At 65.0% G+C, this 20,249-nt stretch carries 18 protein-coding genes and 1 tRNA gene; 18 read left to right on the top strand and 1 reads right to left on the bottom strand.

The annotated features are described in order from the left end of the window. Positions 1-2: 2 nt before the first annotated feature. The gene (locus AC5P65_RS06360; RefSeq protein WP_111098602.1) at positions 3-1,889 is read right to left on the bottom strand and encodes a DUF3413 domain-containing protein; all 1,887 of its coding nucleotides are present in this window, start codon (positions 1,887-1,889) and stop codon (positions 3-5) included. A 152-nt stretch (positions 1,890-2,041) separates the two neighbouring features. Between AC5P65_RS06360 and AC5P65_RS06365 the strand changes: the two genes are divergently transcribed. From AC5P65_RS06365 to nuoN, 18 genes are all read left to right on the top strand, one after another. Continuing rightward, positions 2,042-3,019, top strand: coding sequence for an isopenicillin N synthase family dioxygenase (locus tag AC5P65_RS06365; protein ID WP_050563262.1), 978 nt, complete (start codon positions 2,042-2,044; stop codon positions 3,017-3,019). A gap of 708 nt (positions 3,020-3,727) precedes the next feature. Next, the gene (gene tpiA / locus AC5P65_RS06370) at positions 3,728-4,483 is read left to right on the top strand and encodes a triose-phosphate isomerase (protein ID WP_021203422.1); all 756 of its coding nucleotides are present in this window, start codon (positions 3,728-3,730) and stop codon (positions 4,481-4,483) included. A 31-nt stretch (positions 4,484-4,514) separates the two neighbouring features. Then, on the top strand, positions 4,515-4,952 hold the full coding sequence (secG, locus tag AC5P65_RS06375; RefSeq protein WP_019660586.1) for a preprotein translocase subunit SecG: 438 nt from the start codon (positions 4,515-4,517) through the stop codon (positions 4,950-4,952). A 51-nt stretch (positions 4,953-5,003) separates the two neighbouring features. Continuing rightward, positions 5,004-5,088: transfer RNA gene (locus AC5P65_RS06380), tRNA-Leu, on the top strand. A 111-nt stretch (positions 5,089-5,199) separates the two neighbouring features. Next, positions 5,200-5,556, top strand: coding sequence for an NADH-quinone oxidoreductase subunit A (locus AC5P65_RS06385; protein ID WP_010486426.1), 357 nt, complete (start codon positions 5,200-5,202; stop codon positions 5,554-5,556). Then, positions 5,547-6,101, top strand: a complete 555-nt coding sequence (locus AC5P65_RS06390) for a NuoB/complex I 20 kDa subunit family protein (protein ID WP_005410463.1) — start codon at positions 5,547-5,549, stop codon at positions 6,099-6,101. Before AC5P65_RS06385 ends, AC5P65_RS06390 begins: the two co-directional genes overlap by 10 nt. 33 nt (positions 6,102-6,134) lie before the next feature. Next, positions 6,135-6,884 carry an NADH-quinone oxidoreductase subunit C gene (locus AC5P65_RS06395; protein ID WP_005410462.1) on the top strand — a complete coding sequence of 250 codons (750 nt, stop codon included), beginning with the start codon at positions 6,135-6,137 and terminating at the stop codon, positions 6,882-6,884. Further along, entirely contained in the window at positions 6,881-8,188 is a 1,308-nt protein-coding gene (locus AC5P65_RS06400) for an NADH-quinone oxidoreductase subunit D (protein WP_111097921.1), read from the top strand. The genes AC5P65_RS06395 and AC5P65_RS06400 overlap by 4 nt, the downstream gene beginning before the upstream one ends. 97 nt (positions 8,189-8,285) lie before the next feature. Beyond that, positions 8,286-8,813, top strand: a complete 528-nt coding sequence (gene nuoE, locus AC5P65_RS06405; RefSeq protein ID WP_014647867.1) for an NADH-quinone oxidoreductase subunit NuoE — start codon at positions 8,286-8,288, stop codon at positions 8,811-8,813. A 4-nt stretch (positions 8,814-8,817) separates the two neighbouring features. Then, complete coding sequence (gene nuoF / locus AC5P65_RS06410; RefSeq protein ID WP_005417934.1) at positions 8,818-10,158, top strand: NADH-quinone oxidoreductase subunit NuoF; 1,341 nt, start codon at positions 8,818-8,820, stop codon at positions 10,156-10,158. After that, positions 10,155-12,389, top strand: coding sequence for an NADH-quinone oxidoreductase subunit NuoG (gene nuoG / locus AC5P65_RS06415; RefSeq protein ID WP_021202064.1), 2,235 nt, complete (start codon positions 10,155-10,157; stop codon positions 12,387-12,389). Before nuoF ends, nuoG begins: the two co-directional genes overlap by 4 nt. Then, the gene (nuoH, locus tag AC5P65_RS06420) at positions 12,386-13,480 is read left to right on the top strand and encodes an NADH-quinone oxidoreductase subunit NuoH (RefSeq protein WP_058982298.1); all 1,095 of its coding nucleotides are present in this window, start codon (positions 12,386-12,388) and stop codon (positions 13,478-13,480) included. Before nuoG ends, nuoH begins: the two co-directional genes overlap by 4 nt. A gap of 4 nt (positions 13,481-13,484) precedes the next feature. Further along, on the top strand, positions 13,485-13,973 hold the full coding sequence (gene nuoI, locus AC5P65_RS06425; protein WP_005410456.1) for an NADH-quinone oxidoreductase subunit NuoI: 489 nt from the start codon (positions 13,485-13,487) through the stop codon (positions 13,971-13,973). 9 nt (positions 13,974-13,982) lie between these two features. Continuing rightward, a complete protein-coding gene (locus AC5P65_RS06430; RefSeq protein ID WP_019660582.1) occupies positions 13,983-14,639 on the top strand; it encodes an NADH-quinone oxidoreductase subunit J in 657 nt (218 codons plus the stop codon). Beyond that, positions 14,636-14,941, top strand: coding sequence for an NADH-quinone oxidoreductase subunit NuoK (gene nuoK / locus AC5P65_RS06435; RefSeq protein ID WP_005417921.1), 306 nt, complete (start codon positions 14,636-14,638; stop codon positions 14,939-14,941). Before AC5P65_RS06430 ends, nuoK begins: the two co-directional genes overlap by 4 nt. A gap of 7 nt (positions 14,942-14,948) precedes the next feature. Next, entirely contained in the window at positions 14,949-17,117 is a 2,169-nt protein-coding gene (nuoL, locus tag AC5P65_RS06440; RefSeq protein ID WP_019660581.1) for an NADH-quinone oxidoreductase subunit L, read from the top strand. A gap of 23 nt (positions 17,118-17,140) precedes the next feature. Next, entirely contained in the window at positions 17,141-18,649 is a 1,509-nt protein-coding gene (locus AC5P65_RS06445; RefSeq protein ID WP_019660580.1) for an NADH-quinone oxidoreductase subunit M, read from the top strand. Between the two features lie 15 nt (positions 18,650-18,664). Further along, complete coding sequence (gene nuoN, locus AC5P65_RS06450) at positions 18,665-20,125, top strand: NADH-quinone oxidoreductase subunit NuoN (RefSeq protein WP_019660579.1); 1,461 nt, start codon at positions 18,665-18,667, stop codon at positions 20,123-20,125. The last annotated feature ends 124 nt before the right edge of the window (positions 20,126-20,249 follow it).

Consider the following 20,249-nt stretch of genomic DNA (forward strand, 5'->3'; position numbering starts at 1 on the left):
GATCAGCGGTTGCGGAAGCGGGTCAGCGCTTCCCATGCAGAGCGGATGGCTGCGGCGTCCGGAGCCTGTTGCGGCAGCGGGCGGTAGTGCCGGTCGAGCGCGGTGGCGTTGCCGAACTTGTCGAATACGTAGATGGCATCGCCATGGCGTACAGCGCGTTGCGACCAGCTCTCCACCACCAGTGCACGTTCGCTGGCGGCGGGCGTGGCCAGCAGGTCCTGGCCGGTACTGAAGTCCGTCAATGCGTTCTCGCAGCCCAGCGCATGGCGCATCAGCGTCGGTACCCAGTCTTCGTGCGAGCTGGTGCGGACGTCGCGGCCAGCGGCCCTGCCTGGCCAATGCAGCACGAACGGGACCTGCAGCTGGTAATCGGAGAAGTTGCCGTTGTGGCCCCAGTAGTTCAGCTTGAGGTCGTTGAACTCTTCGGCATGGTCACCGGTGACCAGCACGATGGTGTCCTCGGCCAGGCCCTGCGCGCGCAGGTCGTCCAGCAGCGAACCGATCAGGCTGTCGGCATAGTGCACGGCAGTGCGGTAGCGGTTGAGTTCCGGCGTCGGGTCGTGGTCCGGGCCGAAGGACAGGAAGTCGATCTCCTTGGCCATCGGCGTGGCTACCGGTGGGTAGCTGGCGGGCAGGTGGTAGCCGGCGTGGGTGGAGTCGAGGAACACGAAGCCGAACCATGGGTGCTGCGCCGCCTGGCTGCTGCGGATGTCATTCCGCAGCGCGGCGACGATGGCTGCGTCGCGCTTGTCGGGGGTCATGGCGGAAGGGCCCTGGTGCAGCCGGTCGCGCACATCGGCAAATGCCGTGCGATCGAATTCCGGGCTGTACAACGGCGCGCTGCCGTACAGGTGCAGGTCGTAGCCCTGCTGGCCCAGCACCTGGAACAGCTGCGAGCCGCGCTGTTCGTCCAGCATGCTCTGCCAGTAGCCGCCGGGCAGGCCGTAGAGCAGGCCGAACAGGCCGTAGCGGGTGGCATTGCCGGTGCTGAAATGGCGATCGAACACGCGCGCGTCCTGCGCCAGCGCCGACGTGTTGGGCATCAGCTGCGGCGTCAGCACGTCCTGGCGCAGCGATTCCAGCACCACCATCAGCACATTGGGGCGGTGTGGGTTCTGGCAACGCAGGGGCTGGAGCGGATACAGCAGCTGCGCATGGCGCGGGTCGGGCAGGCCCGCCTGCTGTTCGCTTATGACCCCGAGCCTGCGCATGAAGCTCTTGGCGGTGATCGGCTGTGCCCAAGGCAGATAGTTCCACTGCGCGATGACGGCACGGTCGCCGCGGGCATCGTAATAGGCCGTGGCGGCTTGGCCGCCGGCCATCAGCAGCGCAACGATGGCCCACCCCTGCAGGACCCGGCGGCGGCGCGGCCGGGCGGGCAGCAGCTTCCAGCATGCCCAGGCCAACAGTCCTTCAGCCGTGAAGATGGCGGCCACCAGCAGTCCGGCCTGCAGCCAGGTCTTCCACGACAACGCGACCTGGTCCTGCAGCGCACCGCCGAACACCATGTTCACCACCATGGCATTGAGGTGAAACCGATACAGAGTGAAAACCTTTGCATCAACCAGCAACAGGCACAGCCACAGGCCCTGCAGCAGCACGGCGCTGAGGCTCAGGGGGCGTGCGCTGCGCGGCCAAAGGCCCATCAGCAGCGGCAGCAGGCCGGCGAGGGCGCCGAATGCCAGCAGGTGACCGGGCAGGGCAACGGCCAGATAGGCCAGGCCCACGCTGCCCCCGGGGTTGTCTGCCAGCGGTACGTTGCCGAGCGTGATCGCCATGGCCAGCAGCGCGTTGCCGGCCACGAACAGCGACCACCAGGCCAGGCGGCGCCAGTGGCGTGCGGGGCCGGAGGGCAGGGCGGTGTCGGCAGAGGGAGCAGCAGGGCGCATGAGGGACTGGGGCGGCGGGTGATGCAGGCGGCGGGATCCCCGGGGTGACGGAATCGTGGGGCCGCGCGCGGGTCGCGCATTGTATCTGTTTGTTTCTTCGTATCGTGTGGCGTCCCCCGGGCGATCTGTCACAATGTTCAGGTGGGCCATGAATGCGCTGGCCCCCCAGACCCAATGACAAGCCAGGAACCGCTGTGAGCCAGATCCCCACCCTCGACATCACCCGTTTCGACAGCGACCGCGAGGCCTTCGTGGCCGAGCTGGGCGCGGCCTACCGCCAATGGGGATTCGCGGGCATCCGCAACCACGGCATTCCGCAGGCCGACATCGATGCGGCCTACGATGCCTTCAAGGCCTTCTTCGCCCTGCCCGAAGAGGTCAAGCGCAAGTACCACGTGGCCGGCAGCGGCGGCGCCCGCGGCTACACCCCGTTTGGGGTGGAGACCGCCAAGGGCTCCAAGCACTTCGACCTGAAGGAGTTCTGGCACATCGGCCGCGAGATCGCCGACGACTCCAAGTACCGCGATGTGATGGCGCCGAACCTGTGGCCGACCGAGGTCGAGGGCTTCCGTGAGCGCGGCTACGGCCTGTACCAGGCACTGGACAACCTGGGGTCGCGCGTCCTGTCGGCGCTGGCCCTGCATATCGGCCTGCCTGCAGACTTCTTCGCCGACAAGACCAACTTCGGCAACTCGATCCTGCGCCCGATCCATTACCCGCCGATCACCACCGACGACATCCCGAACGTGCGTGCTGGTGCCCATGGCGACATCAACTTCATCACCCTGCTGGTCGGTGCCAGTGCCGCAGGCCTGGAAGTGCAGTCGCATGATGGCGAGTGGGTGCCGTTCACGTCAGACGCGGACACCATTGTGGTCAACATCGGCGACATGCTGCAGCGCCTGACCAACCACGTGTATCCGTCGACCATCCACCGCGTGGTCAATCCCCCGGGCGAGCTGGCGCGCCAGCCGCGCTACTCGGTGCCGTTCTTCCTGCACCCGAACCCGGACTTCCTGATCGACGTGCTGCCCTCGTGCATCACCCCGGAGAACCCGAGCCGGTACCCGGAGCCGATCACCGCCCACGGCTTCCTCGAGGAGCGCCTGCGCGAGATCAAGCTGAAGTAAAGAGAAGTGAGGCCGCCGAAAGGCGGCCTTTTTCTTTGCAGGGCTGCACCCTGCACCCGCAGAGGCCAAAGCCAAAGTCAAAGCCAAAGCGGCTCTGGGGTGTTCCGTGGGGAGGCGGGGAGGTGTCGGATGGCGGGGACGCCGTGGACCCATCCCTGGGGGCTTGGCCGCGGCATCCTGCCGCGGACACCCCGCCATCCGACACCTCCCCGCCTTCGACAGTTTCCCGGTGACGGTGGGTAAATCGCGATTCCCGGTGGGTGTCGACCTTGGTCGACGCGGTAGATCCACGCCTTGCGTGGATGAAATCTGTCGGATCGAAGTGGGGTAGGGGTTGGTCCAGCCAGCATCAACCCGGGATGCAGCTTTTGCCTTTGCTCTTGCTCTTCTTTTTTTCTTTCCGTGGCGGGCGGAACCGCCGGAATGTGTCAAAGGCCGGGCGGGTGGGGCTGCGCAGGGGCGTGAGCCGCATGGATGCGGCGATCGAGCTTACATGGACGTACTTGCAGCGCCCCCTGCGCAGTCCCACCCGCCCGGCCAAGCCCCAGATCTAGCCGGGCTCTCCGCGACCAACCAAACCCCGCCCCCCCCCTCCGCCACGAGGGGCTGCGCCGTTGGCTGAAAATCCATGTAACCGCTTACAAGGAAACGGATTTTTGCCGTAACGGGTATCATGACCGGCTGACTTCACACAGGAGCCACCCGCTCATGCGCCGCAAGATCGTCGCCGGAAACTGGAAGCTGCATGGCAGCCGTCAATTCGCCAATGAACTGCTGGGGCAGGTGGCTGCCGGGCTGCCGCTGGAGGGGGTGGACGTGGTGATCCTGCCGCCGCTGCCCTACTTGGGGGAGCTGGTCGAGGACTTCGGCGAGACCGGCCTGGCCTTCGGCGCGCAGGACGTGAGCAGCAACGAGAAGGGCGCCTACACCGGCGAGGTCTGCGCGGCCATGCTGGTCGAGGTTGGGGCCCGCTATGGCCTGGTCGGCCATTCCGAGCGCCGCCAGTACCACCATGAGAGCAGCGAGCTGGTCGCGCGCAAGTTCGCCGCCGCCCAGCACGCCGGCCTGGTGCCGGTGCTGTGCGTGGGCGAGACCCTGGAACAGCGCGAGGCCGGGCAGACCGAAGCGGTCATCGCCAGCCAGCTGGCGCCGGTGCTGGAGCTGGTGGGCGCGGCAGGTTTCGCCAATGCTGTGGTCGCCTACGAGCCGGTCTGGGCCATCGGTACCGGCCGTACCGCCAGCAAGGAACAGGCACAGCAGGTGCACGCGTTCATCCGTGGCGAAGTCGCGCGCATCGATGCTAGAATCGCTGATTCACTGCCCATTGTTTACGGCGGTAGCGTGAAGCCCGACAATGCCGGGGAACTGTTCGCGCAGCCGGATGTCGATGGTGGGCTGGTCGGCGGCGCCTCCCTGGTGGCCGCGGACTTCCTGGCCATCGCACGGGCGGCGGCCGCGAACTAATCCTAGAAGTATTGTCCGAGGGCGGTTTCCAATGCTGATGTTGATCCTCAATGTCGTCTACGTGCTGGTCGCTGTGGCCATGATCGCGCTGATCCTGATGCAGCGTGGCTCGGGTGCGGCGGCAGGTTCGGGCTTTGGTGCTGGTGCCTCGGGCACGGTGTTCGGTGCGCGCGGCGCCTCGAACTTCCTGTCCAAGTCGACCAAGTGGCTGGCCGTGGTGTTCTTCGGCATCAGTCTCTTCATGGCCTGGTATGCCGGTCACGGTAGCCGCCCGGCGGCCGACCAGGATCTGGGCCTGATGTCCGCCCCGGCGGCCAGCGCGCCGGCGGCTCCGGCGGGCGAACTGCCGGCCGTTCCGAAGGCCGATGCGGTCCCGGCCGCCCCGGTTCCGGCGGCGAATGTGCCGGCTCAGGCGGAATCTTCGGTTTCTGGTGAAGAAAAGCCTTCGGAAGGCTCCCAGAAACACTGAAGCCGGTTACAATACGCGGCGCATCGGGAAGATAGTCTGATGTGATCGTTTGCCCAGGTGGCGGAATTGGTAGACGCACTACCTTGAGGTGGTAGCGACGCAAGTCGTAGGGGTTCGAGTCCCCTCTTGGGCACCATTTGTAAGTAAAGCGGGTTCGTCTGGCGCGCAAGGCGCCAGGCAGATTCCCGTCCACTCCCCCATGCCAAAGCGCCTGCAGGCGCGGCGGCAGAGGCAAGAGAGAATCGCTGTGCTGGCCGAATATTTGCCGTCTCTGCTGTTTCTGATCGTTGCCACCGGTATCGGCGTTACGCTGATGCTGGTTGGTCGATTCCTCGGTCCCCGCCGCCCCGATCTGGAAAAGCTCTCGCCGTACGAGTGCGGCTTCGAGGCCTTCGAAGACGCGCGCATGAAGTTCGATGTGCGCTACTACCTGATCGCGATCCAGTTCATCGTCTTCGACCTGGAAATCATCTTCATCGTGCCGTGGACCCAGGTCTTCATGGAACTGGGCGCCCGCTCGCTCATCACCATGGGCCTGTTCGTCGGCATGCTGTTCCTCGGTTTCATTTACGTCTGGAAGAAGGGAGCGCTGGAATGGGAGTGATTCAGACTCTCGATGGCCTCATGAACAACCCCACGCCGGAAGGCCGGGTTGATGACATCCTGCGGCCGGAAGGCGACAACCCGCTGCTGGAGAAGGGCTTCGTCACTACCAGCGTCGATGCACTGCTGAACTGGGCGCGCACCGGCTCGATGTGGCCGATGACCTTCGGCCTGGCCTGCTGCGCCGTCGAGATGATGCACGCCGGTGCCGCGCGCCTGGACCTCGACCGCTACGGCGTGGTGTTCCGCCCGTCGCCGCGTCAGTCCGACGTGATGATCGTGGCCGGCACCCTGGTCAACAAGATGGCCCCGGCGCTGCGCAAGGTCTACGACCAGATGCCGGACCCGAAGTGGGTCATCTCGATGGGTAGCTGCGCCAACGGTGGCGGCTACTACCACTACTCCTATTCTGTGGTGCGCGGCTGTGATCGCGTGGTGCCGGTGGACGTCTACGTCCCGGGCTGCCCGCCGACCGCCGAGGCGCTGGTGTACGGGATCCTGCAGCTGCAGAAGAAGATCTGGCGTACACAGACCATCGCCCGCTGACCCCTTCACCTGACAAGAGCGCGCCAAGCCCCCATGGCAGAGCAAGCATCCTTCATCGACCGACTGTCCGCACGTTTCGCTGGTGCGAAGGTCATCGTGGTCGAACCCCGCGGCGAAGTGACGCTGGAAGTGCCTGCCGCCGAGTGGCACGCCACCGCCCTGGCGCTGCGTGACGAGTTTGGTTTCGAGCAGGCCGTGGATCTGTGCGGCGTCGACTACCTCGGCTACGGCTCCGACGAGTGGGACACCGCCGATGTGTCCTCGCAGGGCTTCAGCCGTGGCGTCGAAGGCAAGGCCCAGGGCCGCTTCGCGTGGGGCGAGTTCCCCACCGAGGAAAACGGTGCCGACGGTGCCCGCCCGCAGCACATGCCGACCCAGCGCTTCGCCGTGGTCGCCCAGCTGCGTTCGTACCAGCACAACCTGATGATGCACCTGCGCTGCTTCGCCCCTGACGAAGCGCTGCCGGTGGTGTCCTCGCTGACCGGCATCTGGCCGGGCCTGAACTGGTTCGAGCGCGAAGCGTTCGATCTGTACGGCGTGATCTTCGAAGGCCACCCGGACCTGCGCCGGATCCTGACCGACTACGGTTTCGTCGGCCATCCGTTCCGCAAGGATTTCCCGCTGATCGGCAATGTCGAAGTCCGCTACGACGAAGAAAAGAAGCGCGTGATCTACGAACCGGTCACCTCGGTGGAGCCGCGTGTCGGCGTGCCGCGCGTGATCCGCGACGACGCCCGTCTGCAGACCGCAGAAGGTGAGCGCGCGCAGGAGGCAGTGAAGTGAGCCACGTACACCAGGCTGGCGAAGCGTTGGCCAGCAACGCCGCCGAAAGCCGGCAGGAAATCCGCAACTACACCATGAACTTCGGCCCGCAGCATCCGGCCGCTCACGGTGTGCTGCGCCTGATCCTGGAAATGGACGGTGAAACCATCATGCGCGCCGACCCGCACGTGGGTCTGCTGCACCGTGGTACCGAAAAGCTGGCCGAGTCCAAGCCGTTCAACCAGTCGATCGGCTACATGGATCGCCTGGATTACGTGTCGATGATGTGCAACGAGCACGCCTACGTGCGCGCGATCGAGACCCTGATGGGCATCGAGGCGCCGGAGCGTGCCCAGTACATCCGCACCATGTACGATGAAATCACCCGCATCCTCAACCACCTGATGTGGCTGGGCTCCAACGCGCTCGACCTGGGCGCGATGGCGGTGATGCTGTACGCCTTCCGCGAACGCGAAGAGCTGATGGACTGCTACGAAGCGGTTTCCGGCGCGCGCATGCACGCGGCGTACTACCGTCCGGGCGGTGTCTACCGCGACCTGCCGGACCACATGCCGAAGTACAAGGAATCGCGCTGGCACAAGGGCAAGGCGCTGAAGCAGCTCAATGCTTCGCGCGAAGGCTCGCTGCTGGACTTCCTGGAGAACTTCACCGTCGAGTTCCCCAAGCGCATCGACGAATACGAAACCCTGCTTACCGACAACCGTATCTGGAAGCAGCGTACCGTCGGCATCGGCGTGGTCACTCCCGAGCTGGCCCATCAGTGGGGCATGACCGGCGTGATGCTGCGCGGCTCTGGCATTGCCTGGGACCTGCGCAAGAAGCGTCCGTACGCCAAGTACGATGCCGTCGATTTCGACATCCCGCTGGGCAAGGAAGGTGACTGCTACGACCGCTACCTGGTCCGCGTTGCCGAAATGCGCGAATCCAACCGCATCATCAAGCAGTGCGTGGCGTGGCTGAAGGCCAACCCGGGCCCGGTGATGGTGAAGAACTTCAAGGTCGCTCCGCCCAGGCGCGAGGACATGAAGGACGACATGGAAGCGCTGATCCACCACTTCAAGCTGTTCAGCGAAGGCTACTGCGTACCGGCCGGCGAGACCTACTCGGCGGTGGAGGCCCCGAAGGGCGAGTTTGGCTGCTACCTGGTCTCCGATGGCGCCAACAAGCCGTTCCGCGTGCACCTGCGCGCGCCGGGCTTCGCCCACCTGTCCTCGATCGATTCGGTCGTGCGCGGCCACATGCTGGCCGACGTGGTGGCGATGATCGGTACCTACGACCTGGTGTTCGGCGAGGTTGACCGGTAATGCCGTCCGCTACGCCAACGCCCGCTGCAGGCAGCCGGCGCAAGCCGGCGCCGCAGTTTCTGGAATTTCACGTTATGCATTTCGCTGAGGTCGGCCGATGAAGGCGACAGGTAATTTCGAGGCGGCGCGCGACGTCGACCCGATGGTGGTGCTGAGCGACAAGACCCGCGCTCACATCGATCACTGGCTGTCCAAGTTCCCGCCGGATCGCAAGCGCTCTGCCGTGCTGCAGGGCCTGCATGCGGCCCAGGAGCAGAACCAGGGCTGGCTGACCGACGAGCTGATCGCCGCCGTGGCCAAGTACCTGGACCTGCCGCCGGTCTGGGCCTACGAGGTCGCCAGCTTCTACTCGATGTTCGAGACCGAGAAGGTGGGCCGCAACAACGTGGCCATCTGCACCAACATCAGCTGCTGGCTCAATGGCGCCGAAGACATCGTGCGCCACTGCGAGAAGAAGCTGGGCATCAAGCACGGTGAATCGACCCCGGATGGCCGCGTCTACCTCAAGCGCGAGGAAGAGTGCCTGGCCGGCTGCGGCGGCGCACCGATGATGGTCATCAACGGTCACTACCATGAGCGTCTGACCCTGGAAAAGGTCGACGAGCTGCTGGACGGGCTGGAGTAAGGGCATGGCACATCACCACGAATCCAAGGGTCCGGTCGGCCCCGCGCCGCTGCCGCACCAGGTGGTCTACACCACCCTGCATTACGACACCCCGTGGTCGTACGAAAGCTACCTGAAGACCGGTGGTTACGCCGCCCTGCGCAAGATCCTCGAAGAGAAGATCCCGCCGGAGCAGGTCATCGAGATGGTCAAGGCCTCGGGCCTGCGCGGCCGCGGTGGCGCAGGCTTCCCGACCGGCCTGAAGTGGTCCTTCATGCCCAAGGGCAACATGCAGAAGTACATCCTCTGCAACTCGGACGAATCCGAGCCGGGCACCTGCAAGGACCGCGACATCCTGCGCTACAACCCGCACTCGGTGGTGGAGGGCATGGCGATCGCCTGCTACGCCACCGGTTCGACCGTGGGCTACAACTACCTGCGCGGTGAGTTCCACCACGAGCCGTTCGAGCACTTCGAGCAGGCCCTGGCCGACGCCTATGCGAACGGCTGGCTGGGCAAGAACATCCTCGGCAGCGGCGTGGACATCGACATCTACGGTGCGCTGGGCGCCGGCGCCTACATCTGCGGTGAAGAAACCGCGCTGATGGAATCGCTGGAAGGCAAGAAGGGCCAGCCGCGCTACAAGCCGCCGTTCCCGGCAAACTTCGGCCTCTACGGCAAGCCGTCGACGATCAACAACACCGAAACCTACGGTTCGGTGCCGGCGATCATCCGCAACGGCCCGGAGTGGTTCAAGGGCCTGAGCCTGACCGCCAACGGCGGCCCGAAGTGCTTCTCGGTGTCCGGCTGCGTGCAGAACGGCGGCAACTTTGAAGTACCGCTGGGCACCACCTTCGACGACCTGCTGGAAATGGCCGGTGGCCTGCGTCCGGGCCGCAAGCTCAAGGGCGCGATTCCGGGCGGCGTGTCGATGCCGGTGCTGACCGCGGCCGAGCTGAAGGGCCTGCCGATGGACTACGACACCATCCGTGCGCTGGGCTCCGGCCTGGGTTCGGGGGCCATCGTGGTGCTCGACGACAGCGTCTGCTGCGTCAAGTTCGCCTGCCGCATCAGCCAGTTCTTCCACAAGGAATCGTGCGGCCAGTGCACGCCGTGCCGTGAAGGTACCGGCTGGATGCACCGCGTGCTGGAGCGCATCGTCGCCGGCAAGGCCACGATGGAAGACCTGCACCAGCTGAAGGCGGTGGCCGGCCAGATCGAAGGCCACACCATCTGTGCGTTCGGTGAAGCGGCTGCATGGCCCATCCAGGGCTTCCTGCGCCAGTTCTGGGACGAATTCGAGTACTACATCGTCAACGGTCATTCGATGGTTGACGGCAAGAAGGTGGAGGCAGCCGCCGCATGAGCGCGCAACCCGTAAACCCGAACGTGCCACCAGACCACGTGACCATCGAGATCGATGGCAAGTCGCTGGTCGTGCCCAAGGGTTCGATGATCATCCAGGCAGCCGACAAGGCCGGCATTCCGATTCCGCGCTTCTGCTACCACGAGAAGCTGCCGATCGCCGCCAACTGCCGCATGTGCCTGGTGGACGTGGAGAAGTCGCCGAAGCCGGCGCCGGCCTGCGCTACCCCGGTGATGGACGGCATGAAGGTCGCCACCCGCAGTGAGAAGGCACTGAAGTTCCAGCGCTCGGTGATGGAGTTCCTGCTCATCAACCATCCGCTGGACTGCCCGATCTGCGATCAGGGCGGCGAGTGCGAACTGCAGGACGTATCGCTGGGCTATGGCCGTTCGGTCAGCCGTTTCAACGAGCGCAAGCGCGTGGTGCCGGACGAGGACATGGGGCCGCTGGTGGCCACCGAGATGACCCGTTGCATCCAGTGCACCCGCTGCGTCCGCTTCACCGCCGACGTTGCCGGTACCTACGAACTGGGTGGCATGTACCGCGGTGAGAACCTGCAGATCGGCACCTTCGACGGCAAGCCGCTGACCACCGAGCTGTCGGGCAACGTCGTCGACGTCTGCCCGGTCGGCGCGCTGACCAACAAGGTGTTCCAGTTCCGCGCCCGCCCGTGGGAGCTGACCGCGCGCGAGTCGCTGGGCTACCACGACGCGATGGGTTCGAACCTGTTCCTGCACGTGCGTCGCGGCGAAGTGCTGCGCACCGTGCCGCGCGACAACGAAGCGGTGAACGAGTGCTGGCTGTCCGACCGCGACCGCTACTCGCACCAGGGCCTGTACAGCGAAGACCGCGCGGTCAAGCCGCTGCGCAAGGTCAATGGCGAGTGGAAGGAAGTGAGCTGGGCCGAAGGCCTGGCCGCAGCCGCCGAGATCCTCAAGGCGAACCAGGGCGACAACCTGGGCGTGCTGGTGCATCCGTCGACCTCGAACGAGGAGGGTGCGCTGCTGGCCCGCCTGGCCAAGGGCCTGGGCTCGGGCAACATCGACCACCGCATCAACAACCGCGATTTCTCCGACGCCGCAACCGCCGAAGTGTTCGGCCTGCCGCTGGCCGAGATCGAAGGCGCCGACCGCATCGTCGTCCTGGGCAGCAACATCCGCCACGAACTGCCGCTGCTGCACGCCCGCCTGCGCAAGGCGCAGACCACCAAGGGCGCGAAGATCCACGTCATCAATCCGGTGGACTTCGACTTTGCCTTCAGCATTGCCGGCAAGCAGATCGTCGCACCGTCCAAGTTCGTCGATGCGCTGGCCAGCAGCGAGCTGCGTTCGGCAGTGCAGGGCGGCAACAACACCGTGCTGATCGTCGGTGGCATCGCCGAGAATCACCCGCAGGCTGCCGCGATCCGCGCCGCGGCGCGTGACTTCGCCGCAGCGACCGGTGCCAAGCTGTGCCGCATCCCGCAGGGCGCCAACGCCGTGGGCCTGACCCGCGCCGGCGTGCTGCCGGCCGGCAAGGACGTCGCCGCGATGCTGGCGCAGCCGCGCCAGGCCTACGTGGTGTACGGGCTGGAGCCGGGCCTGGACTTCGCCGATGCACCGGCCGCGCGCAAGGCGCTGGTGGGTGCCCAGGTGGTGGCGTTCAGCCACTTCGCCTGCGCCTCGACCCGCGACGTTGCAGACGTGATCCTGCCGATCGGTGCGCTGCCGGAAATCGATGCCACCCTGACCAACCTCGATGGTCGCGAGCAATCGGCCCGTGCCGGCGGCAAGCTGCCGGGCGAGGCCCGTGAAGGCTGGCGCGTGCTGCGCGCCCTGGGCGGCGACATGGCGCTGGCCGGTTTCGACTTCACCGACCTGGCCGGACTGCGTGCCAGCCTGGCCCCCGTGTCGGTCAGTATTGCCGCTTCGGCACAGCCGGCGGTTGCCGGTGAGGGCCTGGAAGTGGCTTCGACCGCCGCGATCTACCGCACCGATGCGGTGGTCCGTCGCGCGCCGGCGCTGCAGTCGCATCCGCTCAACAACGCCCCGCGCATCGTGCTGAACGCTGAAGATGCCGCTCGCCTGCAGCTGCAGGAAGGGCAGATGGCCAAGGTCGGCACCGATGCCGGCAAGGCCACCCTGCCGGTGGTGGTCGACGCCCGCGTCGCAGCGGGTTCGGTCTGGATTGAATCGGGCCACGGCGCGACCGCGCCGCTGGGTGCCGCTCGCGTATCGGTGGTGGCTGCATGAACGAATTGCTGTTGAACGCGGTCGACCCGCTGCACCAGTGGCTGCTGGGCCTCGGTGACATCGGCGCGCTGATCTGGATCATCCTGAAGATCCTGGTGATCGCCGTTCCGGTGATCATCTCGGTGGCCTTCTACGTGGTCTGGGAACGCAAGCTGATCGGCTGGATGCACGTCCGCCACGGCCCGATGTATGTGGGCATGGGCATCTTCCAGGCCTTCGCCGACGTCTTCAAGCTGCTGTTCAAGGAAGTGGTCCAGCCGAGCAGCGCCAACAAGGCGATCTACCTGCTGGCCCCGCTGATCACCCTGGCCCCGGCCTTCGCGGCCTGGTCGGTGGTCCCCTTCGATTCGCAGATCGTGCTGTCCAACGCCAACGCCGGCCTGCTGTACCTGCTGGCGATGACCTCGCTGGGCATCTACGGCATCATCCTGGCCGGCTGGGCGTCCAACTCGAAGTACGCGTTCCTGGGTGCGATGCGCGCCTCGGCACAGATGATCAGCTACGAAATCGCCATGGGCTTTGCCCTGGTCGGCGTGATGATCGCCTCGGGCAGCCTGAACCTGAGCAACATCGTGATGGCGCAGGCCGGCAGTTCCGGCTTCTTCGACTGGTTCCTGCTGCCTTTGTTCCCGCTGTTCGTCATCTACTGGGTGTCGGGCGTGGCTGAAACCAACCGCGCGCCGTTCGACGTGGTGGAAGGCGAATCGGAAATCGTCGCCGGCCACATGGTCGAGTACTCCGGCGGCGCGTTCGCCCTGTTCTTCCTGGCCGAATACGCGAACATGATCCTGATCAGCTTCCTGATCTCGATCTTCTTCCTCGGCGGCTGGCTGAGCCCGGTCCAGGGCTGGGTCAACTTCGGCGATGTCTCGCCGCTGGTCGACTGGGTCTGGAAGGGCGGCGCGCCGTGGCTGTTCGTCAAGGTGTTCTTCTTCGCCAGTGCCTACATCTGGTTCCGTGCCAGCTTCCCGCGCTTCCGCTACGACCAGATCATGCGCCTGGGCTGGAAGGTCTTCATCCCGCTGGCCATTCTGTGGATCGCGGTTACCGCCGTCATGGTGTTCTTCGGCGTGATTCAAAAGGGCGTCTAAAGTGATGAACAGGATTACCCATTACTTCAAGAGCCTGCTGCTGCTCGAACTGCTGGCGGGCCTCTGGCTGACGCTGAAGTACAGCTTCAAGCCGAAGTACACGATGATGTACCCGATGGAGAAGTTCCCGCAGTCGCCGCGCTTCCGTGGCCTGCACGCGCTGCGCCGTTACCCCAACGGCGAAGAGCGCTGCATTGCCTGCAAGCTGTGCGAAGCGGTGTGCCCGGCGCTGGCCATCACCATCGACTCGGCCAAGCGCGAGGACGGCACCCGCCGCACCACGCGCTATGACATCGACCTGTTCAAGTGCATCTTCTGCGGCTTCTGCGAGGAAAGCTGCCCGGTGGACTCGATCGTCGAAACCCACATCCTCGAGTACCACTTCGAGAATCGTGGCGAAAACATCGTTACCAAGCCGCAGCTGCTGGCCCTGGGCGACCGTCTCGAAAACGAGATCGCCGAGCGTCGTGCCGCCGATGCCGCTTACCGCTGAGGTCGAGAGATGGATTGGGTAAATATCGCTTTCTGGGTGTTCGCCATCGCGGCGACGGTTTCGGCCGGTGCGGTGATCAGCGTGCGCAACCCGGTTCACGCCGTGCTCTGCCTGGTGCTGACCTTCTTCTCCATTGCCTGCGTGTGGCTGCTGGTGGGCGCCGAGTTCCTCGGTGTGGCGCTGGTGCTGGTCTACGTCGGCGCGGTGATGGTGCTGTTCCTGTTCGTGGTGATGATGCTGGACATCGACCCCACCAAGCTGCGTGAGGGCTGGGTGCGCTACCTGCCGGTCGGCCTCATCGTCGCCGTCGCGATGCTGGTGCAGATGCTGATCCTGATCGGCGTCAAGGCGCGTTCGGCCACGCCGTTCCCGGCCGACAACGCCGCTGCGGTCGCCGCCGACACGTCCAACATCACCTGGCTGGCGCGCACGTTGTTCACCGAGTACCTGCTTCCGTTCGAGTTCGCCGCCGTCATCCTGACCGTGGCCGTGGTTGCTGCCGTGATGCTGACCCTGCGTCGCCGCACCGGCGTCAAGAGCCAGAACCCGGGTGAGCAGACCATGGTCAAGGCCGGCCAGCGTCTGCGCATGGTCAAGATGGGTGCCGAGGCCCCGGTCGTGCACAGCAACAGCAAGCCGGCCACCGGCGAGGAGACCCAGCCGTGATTACCCTTGGCCACATCCTTGCGCTTGGCGCGGTGCTGTTCGCCATCAGCCTGGCCGGCATCTTCCTCAACCGGAAGAACGTCATCGTCCTGCTGATGTCGATCGAACTGATGCTGCTGTCGGTGAACATCAACTTCGTCGGCTTCTCGCGCCAGCTGGGCGATCCGTCCGGCCAGCTGTTCGTGTTCTTCATCCTGACCGTCGCCGCCGCGGAAGCCGCCATCGGCCTGGCGATCCTGGTGACCCTGTTCCGTACCCGCCGCACGATCAATGTCGGCGAAGTCGATTCGTTGAAGGGCTGATCCACAGATGGAAATCACTCTCTCCAAGAGTCTGTTGATCGCAGTGGTGCTCGCACCGCTGTTCGGCAGCATCATCGCCGGCCTGTTCGGTCGCCAGGTCAAGCGCTTCGGCGCGCAGACCATCACCATCCTCGGCGTCGCGGTGGCCTGCGGCCTGTCGATGTACACGTTCTACCAGTTGATGTGGGGCGGCGCGCAGCCGTTCAACCAGAACATCTACACGTTCTTTGAAGTCGGCCAGTATTCGGCGCACGTCGGCTTCATGGTCGACAAGCTGACCGCGATGATGATGGTGGTGGTGACCTTCGTGTCGCTGCTGGTCCACATCTACACGATCGGCTACATGCAGGACGACCCGGGCTACCAGCGGTTCTTCAGCTACATCTCGCTGTTCACCTTCTCGATGCTCACCCTGGTGATGAGCAACAATTTCCTGCAGCTGTTCTTCGGCTGGGAAGCGGTGGGCCTGGTGTCGTACCTGCTGATCGGCTTCTGGTTCAAGCGCCCGACCGCGATCTTCGCCAACATGAAGGCGTTCCTGGTCAACCGCGTCGGTGACTTCGGCTTCCTGCTGGGCATCGCCGGCGTGCTGTGGGTGTTCGGCACCCTGGACTACTCGCAGGTGTTCTCGCAGGCCGGCATGCTGGCTGACCCGCGCGCCCAGCTGCAGATCTGGGACGGCACCATCCTGGGCATGCAGCTGCTGAACGAGCCGGTGATCTGGTCGATCGCCACCGTCATCTGCATCTGCCTGTTCATTGGTGCCATGGGCAAGTCGGCCCAGGTCCCGCTGCATGTGTGGCTGCCGGACTCGATGGAAGGCCCGACCCCGATCTCGGCACTGATCCACGCCGCGACGATGGTGACAGCCGGTATCTTCATGGTCACCCGCATGTCACCGCTGTTCGAGCTGTCGCAGACCGCGCTGAACTTCGTGCTGTTCATCGGTGCCACCACCGCGTTCTTCACCGGCCTGATCGGCATCGTGCAGAACGACATCAAGCGCGTCGTCGCGTATTCCACGCTGTCCCAGCTGGGCTACATGACGGTTGCACTGGGCGTGTCGGCCTATTCGGCCGCCGTGTTCCACCTGATGACCCACGCCTTCTTCAAGGCCCTGCTGTTCCTGGGCGCCGGCTCGGTCATCATCGCGATGCACCACGAGCAGGACATGCGCAAGATGGGCGGCCTGCGCAAGTACATGCCGATCACCTTCATCACCATGTGGATCGGTACCCTGGCGCTGGTGGGTACGCCGTTCTTCTCCGGCTTCTACTCGAAGGACACCATCATCGAGGCGGCCGAGCTGCACGCGCACCTGTCCAACAACTGGGTGGCCACCTACGGCTACTGGGCCGTGCTGGGCGGCGTGATCGTCACCAGCTTCTACAGCTTCCGCCTGCTGTTCCTGACCTTCCATGGCAAGGAACGATTCCGCGACACGCATGATGACCACGCGCATGGCCATGGCCATGACGAGCACCATGCCGCCGACGCCCACCACGGCGATGCGCATCACGACGACCACGGCCATGGCCACGGTCCTCATGAGCCGCACGAAACCCCGTGGGTGGTGACCCTGCCGCTGATCCTGCTGGCCATCCCTTCGATCGCCATCGGCTTCTTCAGCATCGGTCCGATGCTGTATGGCACCGACTGGGCCGGCCACCACGCGCACGACGCCATCAAGGGACAGGCGCATACGTTCTTCACTGGCATCGTCGACTTCTACGATCCGGCCAAGAACACCATCGGCTTCCTGGGCGAGGAGTTCCATGGCCCGGTCGCGTTCGCGCTGCACGGCATGATGGCGCCGGCGTTCGTGCTGACCGTTGCGGGCTTCCTGCTGGCCGCACTGTTCTACCTGTGGAAGCCGGACCTGTCGGGCAAGGCCCGCAAGACCTTCGCTCCGCTGGTTTCGGTGCTGGAAAACAAGTACGGCTTCGACAAGCTGTGGATCGATGGCTTTGCCGGTGGCAGCGTCAAGCTGGGCAAGGTCTCGCGCTGGATCGACAGCAACATCGTCGACGGCGTGGTCAATCTCTCGGCACGTGTTGTGGACGTCGCAGCCGGCGTGCTGCGTCGTACCCAATCCGGTTTCCTCTATCACTACGCCTTCGCGATGATCATCGGCCTGATTGCCCTGCTGGGCGTGCTGATGCATTACCTGCGTTGATGACCTGTACGGAATAAGAAGACGTGTCGAACTGGCCTCTACTCAGTGTCCTCATCTGGCTGCCGATCATCGGTGGCGCCCTGATCCTTGCGATCCGTGATGCGCAGACCGCCCGCTGGGCGTCGCTGGGCGTAGCGGTGCTGACGTTCGTGGCGAGCCTCTCGCTGCTGAGCGGCTACAACGCGGGCGTCGACGGTCTGCAGTTCGTCGAGACCCACGCCTGGATCCCGGCGTACAAGATCGGCTACAACCTGGGCGTGGACGGCATTGCCGTGGCGCTGATCCTGCTGACCACCCTGGTCAGCGTGCTTGCCCTGATCGGCGCCTGGAGCGCCATCGACAAGCGCGTGAACCAGTACGTGGCGGCCTTCCTTATCCTGGAAGGCGTCACCGTGGGCATCTTTGCTGCGACGGACGCGATGCTGTTCTACGTGTTCTTCGAAGCGATGCTGATTCCGATGTTCCTGATCATCGGTGTCTGGGGCGGCCCGCGCCGCATCTACGCCGCGCTGAAGTTCTTCCTGTACACCTTCCTCGGCTCGGTGCTGATGCTGGTGGCGCTGATCTACCTGTACATGAAGGGCGGAAGCTTCCAGCTGGCCGACCTGTACGCACTGCCGCTGTCGGCCAAGGAACAGACCTGGATCTTCTTCGCCTTCCTGATCGCCTTCGCGGTCAAGGTGCCGATGTTCCCGGTCCACACCTGGCTGCCGGACGCCCACGTGGAAGCGCCGACCGCCGGTTCGGTGATCCTGGCCGCGATCGCCCTGAAGATCGGTGGCTACGGCTTCCTGCGCTTCAACCTGCCGATCGTTCCGGACGCGTCGCAGGAATGGGCCTGGCTGGTGATCGCGTTGTCGCTGATCGCAGTGATCTATGTCGGCCTGGTCGCCCTGGTGCAGGACGACATGAAGAAGCTGATCGCCTACTCGTCGATCGCGCACATGGGCTTTGTCACCCTCGGCACCTTCATCGCCCTGTGGCTGGTGCGTGAAGCCGGCAACGCCGATGCCGCCCGCCTGGGCCTGCAGGGCGCCATGGTGCAGATGATCTCGCACGGCTTCGTGTCCGGCGCCATGTTCTCCTGCGTCGGCGTGCTGTACGACCGCATGCACAGCCGCCGCATCGCCGATTACGGCGGCGTGGTCAACGTGATGCCGTGGTTCGCCACCTTCGCCATGCTGTTCTTCATGGCCAATGCTGGCCTGCCGGGTACCAGCGGTTTCGTCGGCGAGTTCATGGTCATCCTCTCGGCCTTCCAGCGTAATCCGTGGATCGCCCTGGGCGCGGCCACCACCCTGATCATCGGCGCCGCCTACACCCTGTGGCTGTACAAGCGCATCTTCTTCGGCGAAGTGGCCAACAGCCATGTGGCCGAACTGAAGGACATCAACGGCCGCGAATGGCTGGTGCTGGGCGTGTTCGCCATCGGCGTGCTGGCCCTGGGCATCTACCCCAAGCCGCTGACCGACCTGATGGAGCCCTCGATCGCGAAGCTGGCGATGCAGATCGCATCCAGCAAGCTGCTGTAATTCCAGGATTTGATGATGACCACCTCGCCGCTGCTGCCATTGACCGCCGCTGACCTGCCACCGCTCGCTCCCGAGCTGGTGCTGATCGGCAGCGCCTTCGCCCTGATGATCCTCGACCTGTTCGTCAGCAACCGGAACAAGATCGTCACCCACCTGTTCGCGCTCGCTGCGCTGGCCGTGGTGCTGTTCATGCTGGCCACCGGCGTGGGCGGGCAGGGGGAGGTCTTCCATGGCATGTTCGTGCGCGATACCGCCGCGGACGTGATGAAGACCGGGATCGTGCTGCTCAGCGGCCTGACCCTGATCTACGGCTGGCGCTACCTGCGTGACCGCAACCTGTTCCAGGGCGAGATCCCGGTGCTGATCCTGTTCGGTACCGCCGGCATGATGATCTTGGTCTCGGCCGGCAGCCTGCTGATGGTCTACCTGGGCCTGGAGCTGCTGGCGCTGTGCTCCTACGCCCTGGTCGCCAGCAACCGTGAAAACGGCCTGGCCTCGGAAGCGGCGATGAAGTACATCGTGCTGGGCTCGCTGGCCTCGGGCCTGCTGCTGTACGGCATGTCGCTGATCTACGGCGCCACCGGCAGCCTGCACCTGGACGTCATCCGCGATGCCATCCCGCACTCGGAAGAGCGCGTGCTGCTGATCACCGGTGCGGTGTTCATGATCGCCGGCGTCGCCTTCAAGCTGGGCGCCGCGCCGTTCCACATGTGGCTGCCGGACGTCTACCAGGGTGCCCCGGCACCGATCGCGCTGTTCATCAGCTCGGCGCCGAAGCTGGCGGCCTTCGGCATGGCCTACCGCCTGCTGGAAATGGGCGTGGGGCCGCTGTCGACCGAGCTGCAGCTGCTCATTGCCGGCCTGGCCGCAGTCTCGCTGGTCATCGGCAACCTGATGGCCATCGCGCAGAGCAACCTCAAGCGAATGCTGGCGTTCTCCACCGTCTCGCACATCGGCTTCCTGCTGATGGGCATCGCCGGTGGCGGCGCGCAGGGCTATGCCGCCGCGCTGTTCTACGCACTGGCCTACGCCATCATGTCGACCGCTGCCTTCGGTGCGATCATCGCCCTGTCGCGCGCCGGTTTCGAAGCCGAGAACATCGAGGACTTCAAGGGGCTCAACGCCCGCAATCCGTGGATGGCCGGCCTGGTGCTGTGCATCATGGCGTCGCTGGCCGGCATCCCGCCGTTCCTGGGGTTCTGGACCAAGCTGGCGGTGCTGGGCGCGGCCGTCAACGGCGGCCTGCTGTGGCTGGCCATCCTTGGCGTGCTGTGCGCCGTGGTGGGCTGCTTCTACTACCTGCGCGTCATCAAGGTCATGTACTTCGATGAGCCGGTGGGCGAGGCCATGCCGCGCAGCAACGACCGCGTGCTGGGCCTGGTGCTGGGCGTGAACGCGCTGGCACTGCTGGCGCTGGGCCTTGCCTGGAACCCGATCATGGTCTGGTGCCAGCAGGCATTTGCGCATCTTGCATAAAAATTGACACAAAGCTGCGCGATTCGTGTAATATGCGCAGCCTGAGTTGTCACTGCAGCGGTTCAGCCAGAACATCGTTGCGGTAGCCGTCCTCGAAAGAGCGCGGCAACAGTTCAAACACTTC

This window comes from Stenotrophomonas sp. YJH_SMC_48-3 (assembly GCF_059369375.1).

Excerpts from the sequence above, each read along its gene's own strand:
- AC5P65_RS06360 (WP_111098602.1), bottom strand. The coding sequence starts at position 1,889 with ATGCGCCCTGCTGCTCCCTCTGCCGACACCGCCCTGCCCTCCGGCCCC.
- nuoN (WP_019660579.1), top strand. The coding sequence starts at position 18,665 with ATGACCACCTCGCCGCTGCTGCCATTGACCGCCGCTGACCTGCCACCG.
- tpiA (WP_021203422.1), top strand. The coding sequence starts at position 3,728 with ATGCGCCGCAAGATCGTCGCCGGAAACTGGAAGCTGCATGGCAGCCGT.
- nuoL (WP_019660581.1), top strand. The coding sequence starts at position 14,949 with ATGGAAATCACTCTCTCCAAGAGTCTGTTGATCGCAGTGGTGCTCGCA.
- nuoF (WP_005417934.1), top strand. The coding sequence starts at position 8,818 with ATGGCACATCACCACGAATCCAAGGGTCCGGTCGGCCCCGCGCCGCTG.
- AC5P65_RS06390 (WP_005410463.1), top strand. The coding sequence starts at position 5,547 with ATGGGAGTGATTCAGACTCTCGATGGCCTCATGAACAACCCCACGCCG.
- nuoE (WP_014647867.1), top strand. The coding sequence starts at position 8,286 with ATGAAGGCGACAGGTAATTTCGAGGCGGCGCGCGACGTCGACCCGATG.
- secG (WP_019660586.1), top strand. The coding sequence starts at position 4,515 with ATGCTGATGTTGATCCTCAATGTCGTCTACGTGCTGGTCGCTGTGGCC.
- AC5P65_RS06395 (WP_005410462.1), top strand. The coding sequence starts at position 6,135 with ATGGCAGAGCAAGCATCCTTCATCGACCGACTGTCCGCACGTTTCGCT.
- AC5P65_RS06365 (WP_050563262.1), top strand. The coding sequence starts at position 2,042 with ATGCGCTGGCCCCCCAGACCCAATGACAAGCCAGGAACCGCTGTGAGC.
- nuoI (WP_005410456.1), top strand. The coding sequence starts at position 13,485 with ATGAACAGGATTACCCATTACTTCAAGAGCCTGCTGCTGCTCGAACTG.
- AC5P65_RS06430 (WP_019660582.1), top strand. The coding sequence starts at position 13,983 with ATGGATTGGGTAAATATCGCTTTCTGGGTGTTCGCCATCGCGGCGACG.
- nuoH (WP_058982298.1), top strand. The coding sequence starts at position 12,386 with ATGAACGAATTGCTGTTGAACGCGGTCGACCCGCTGCACCAGTGGCTG.
- nuoG (WP_021202064.1), top strand. The coding sequence starts at position 10,155 with ATGAGCGCGCAACCCGTAAACCCGAACGTGCCACCAGACCACGTGACC.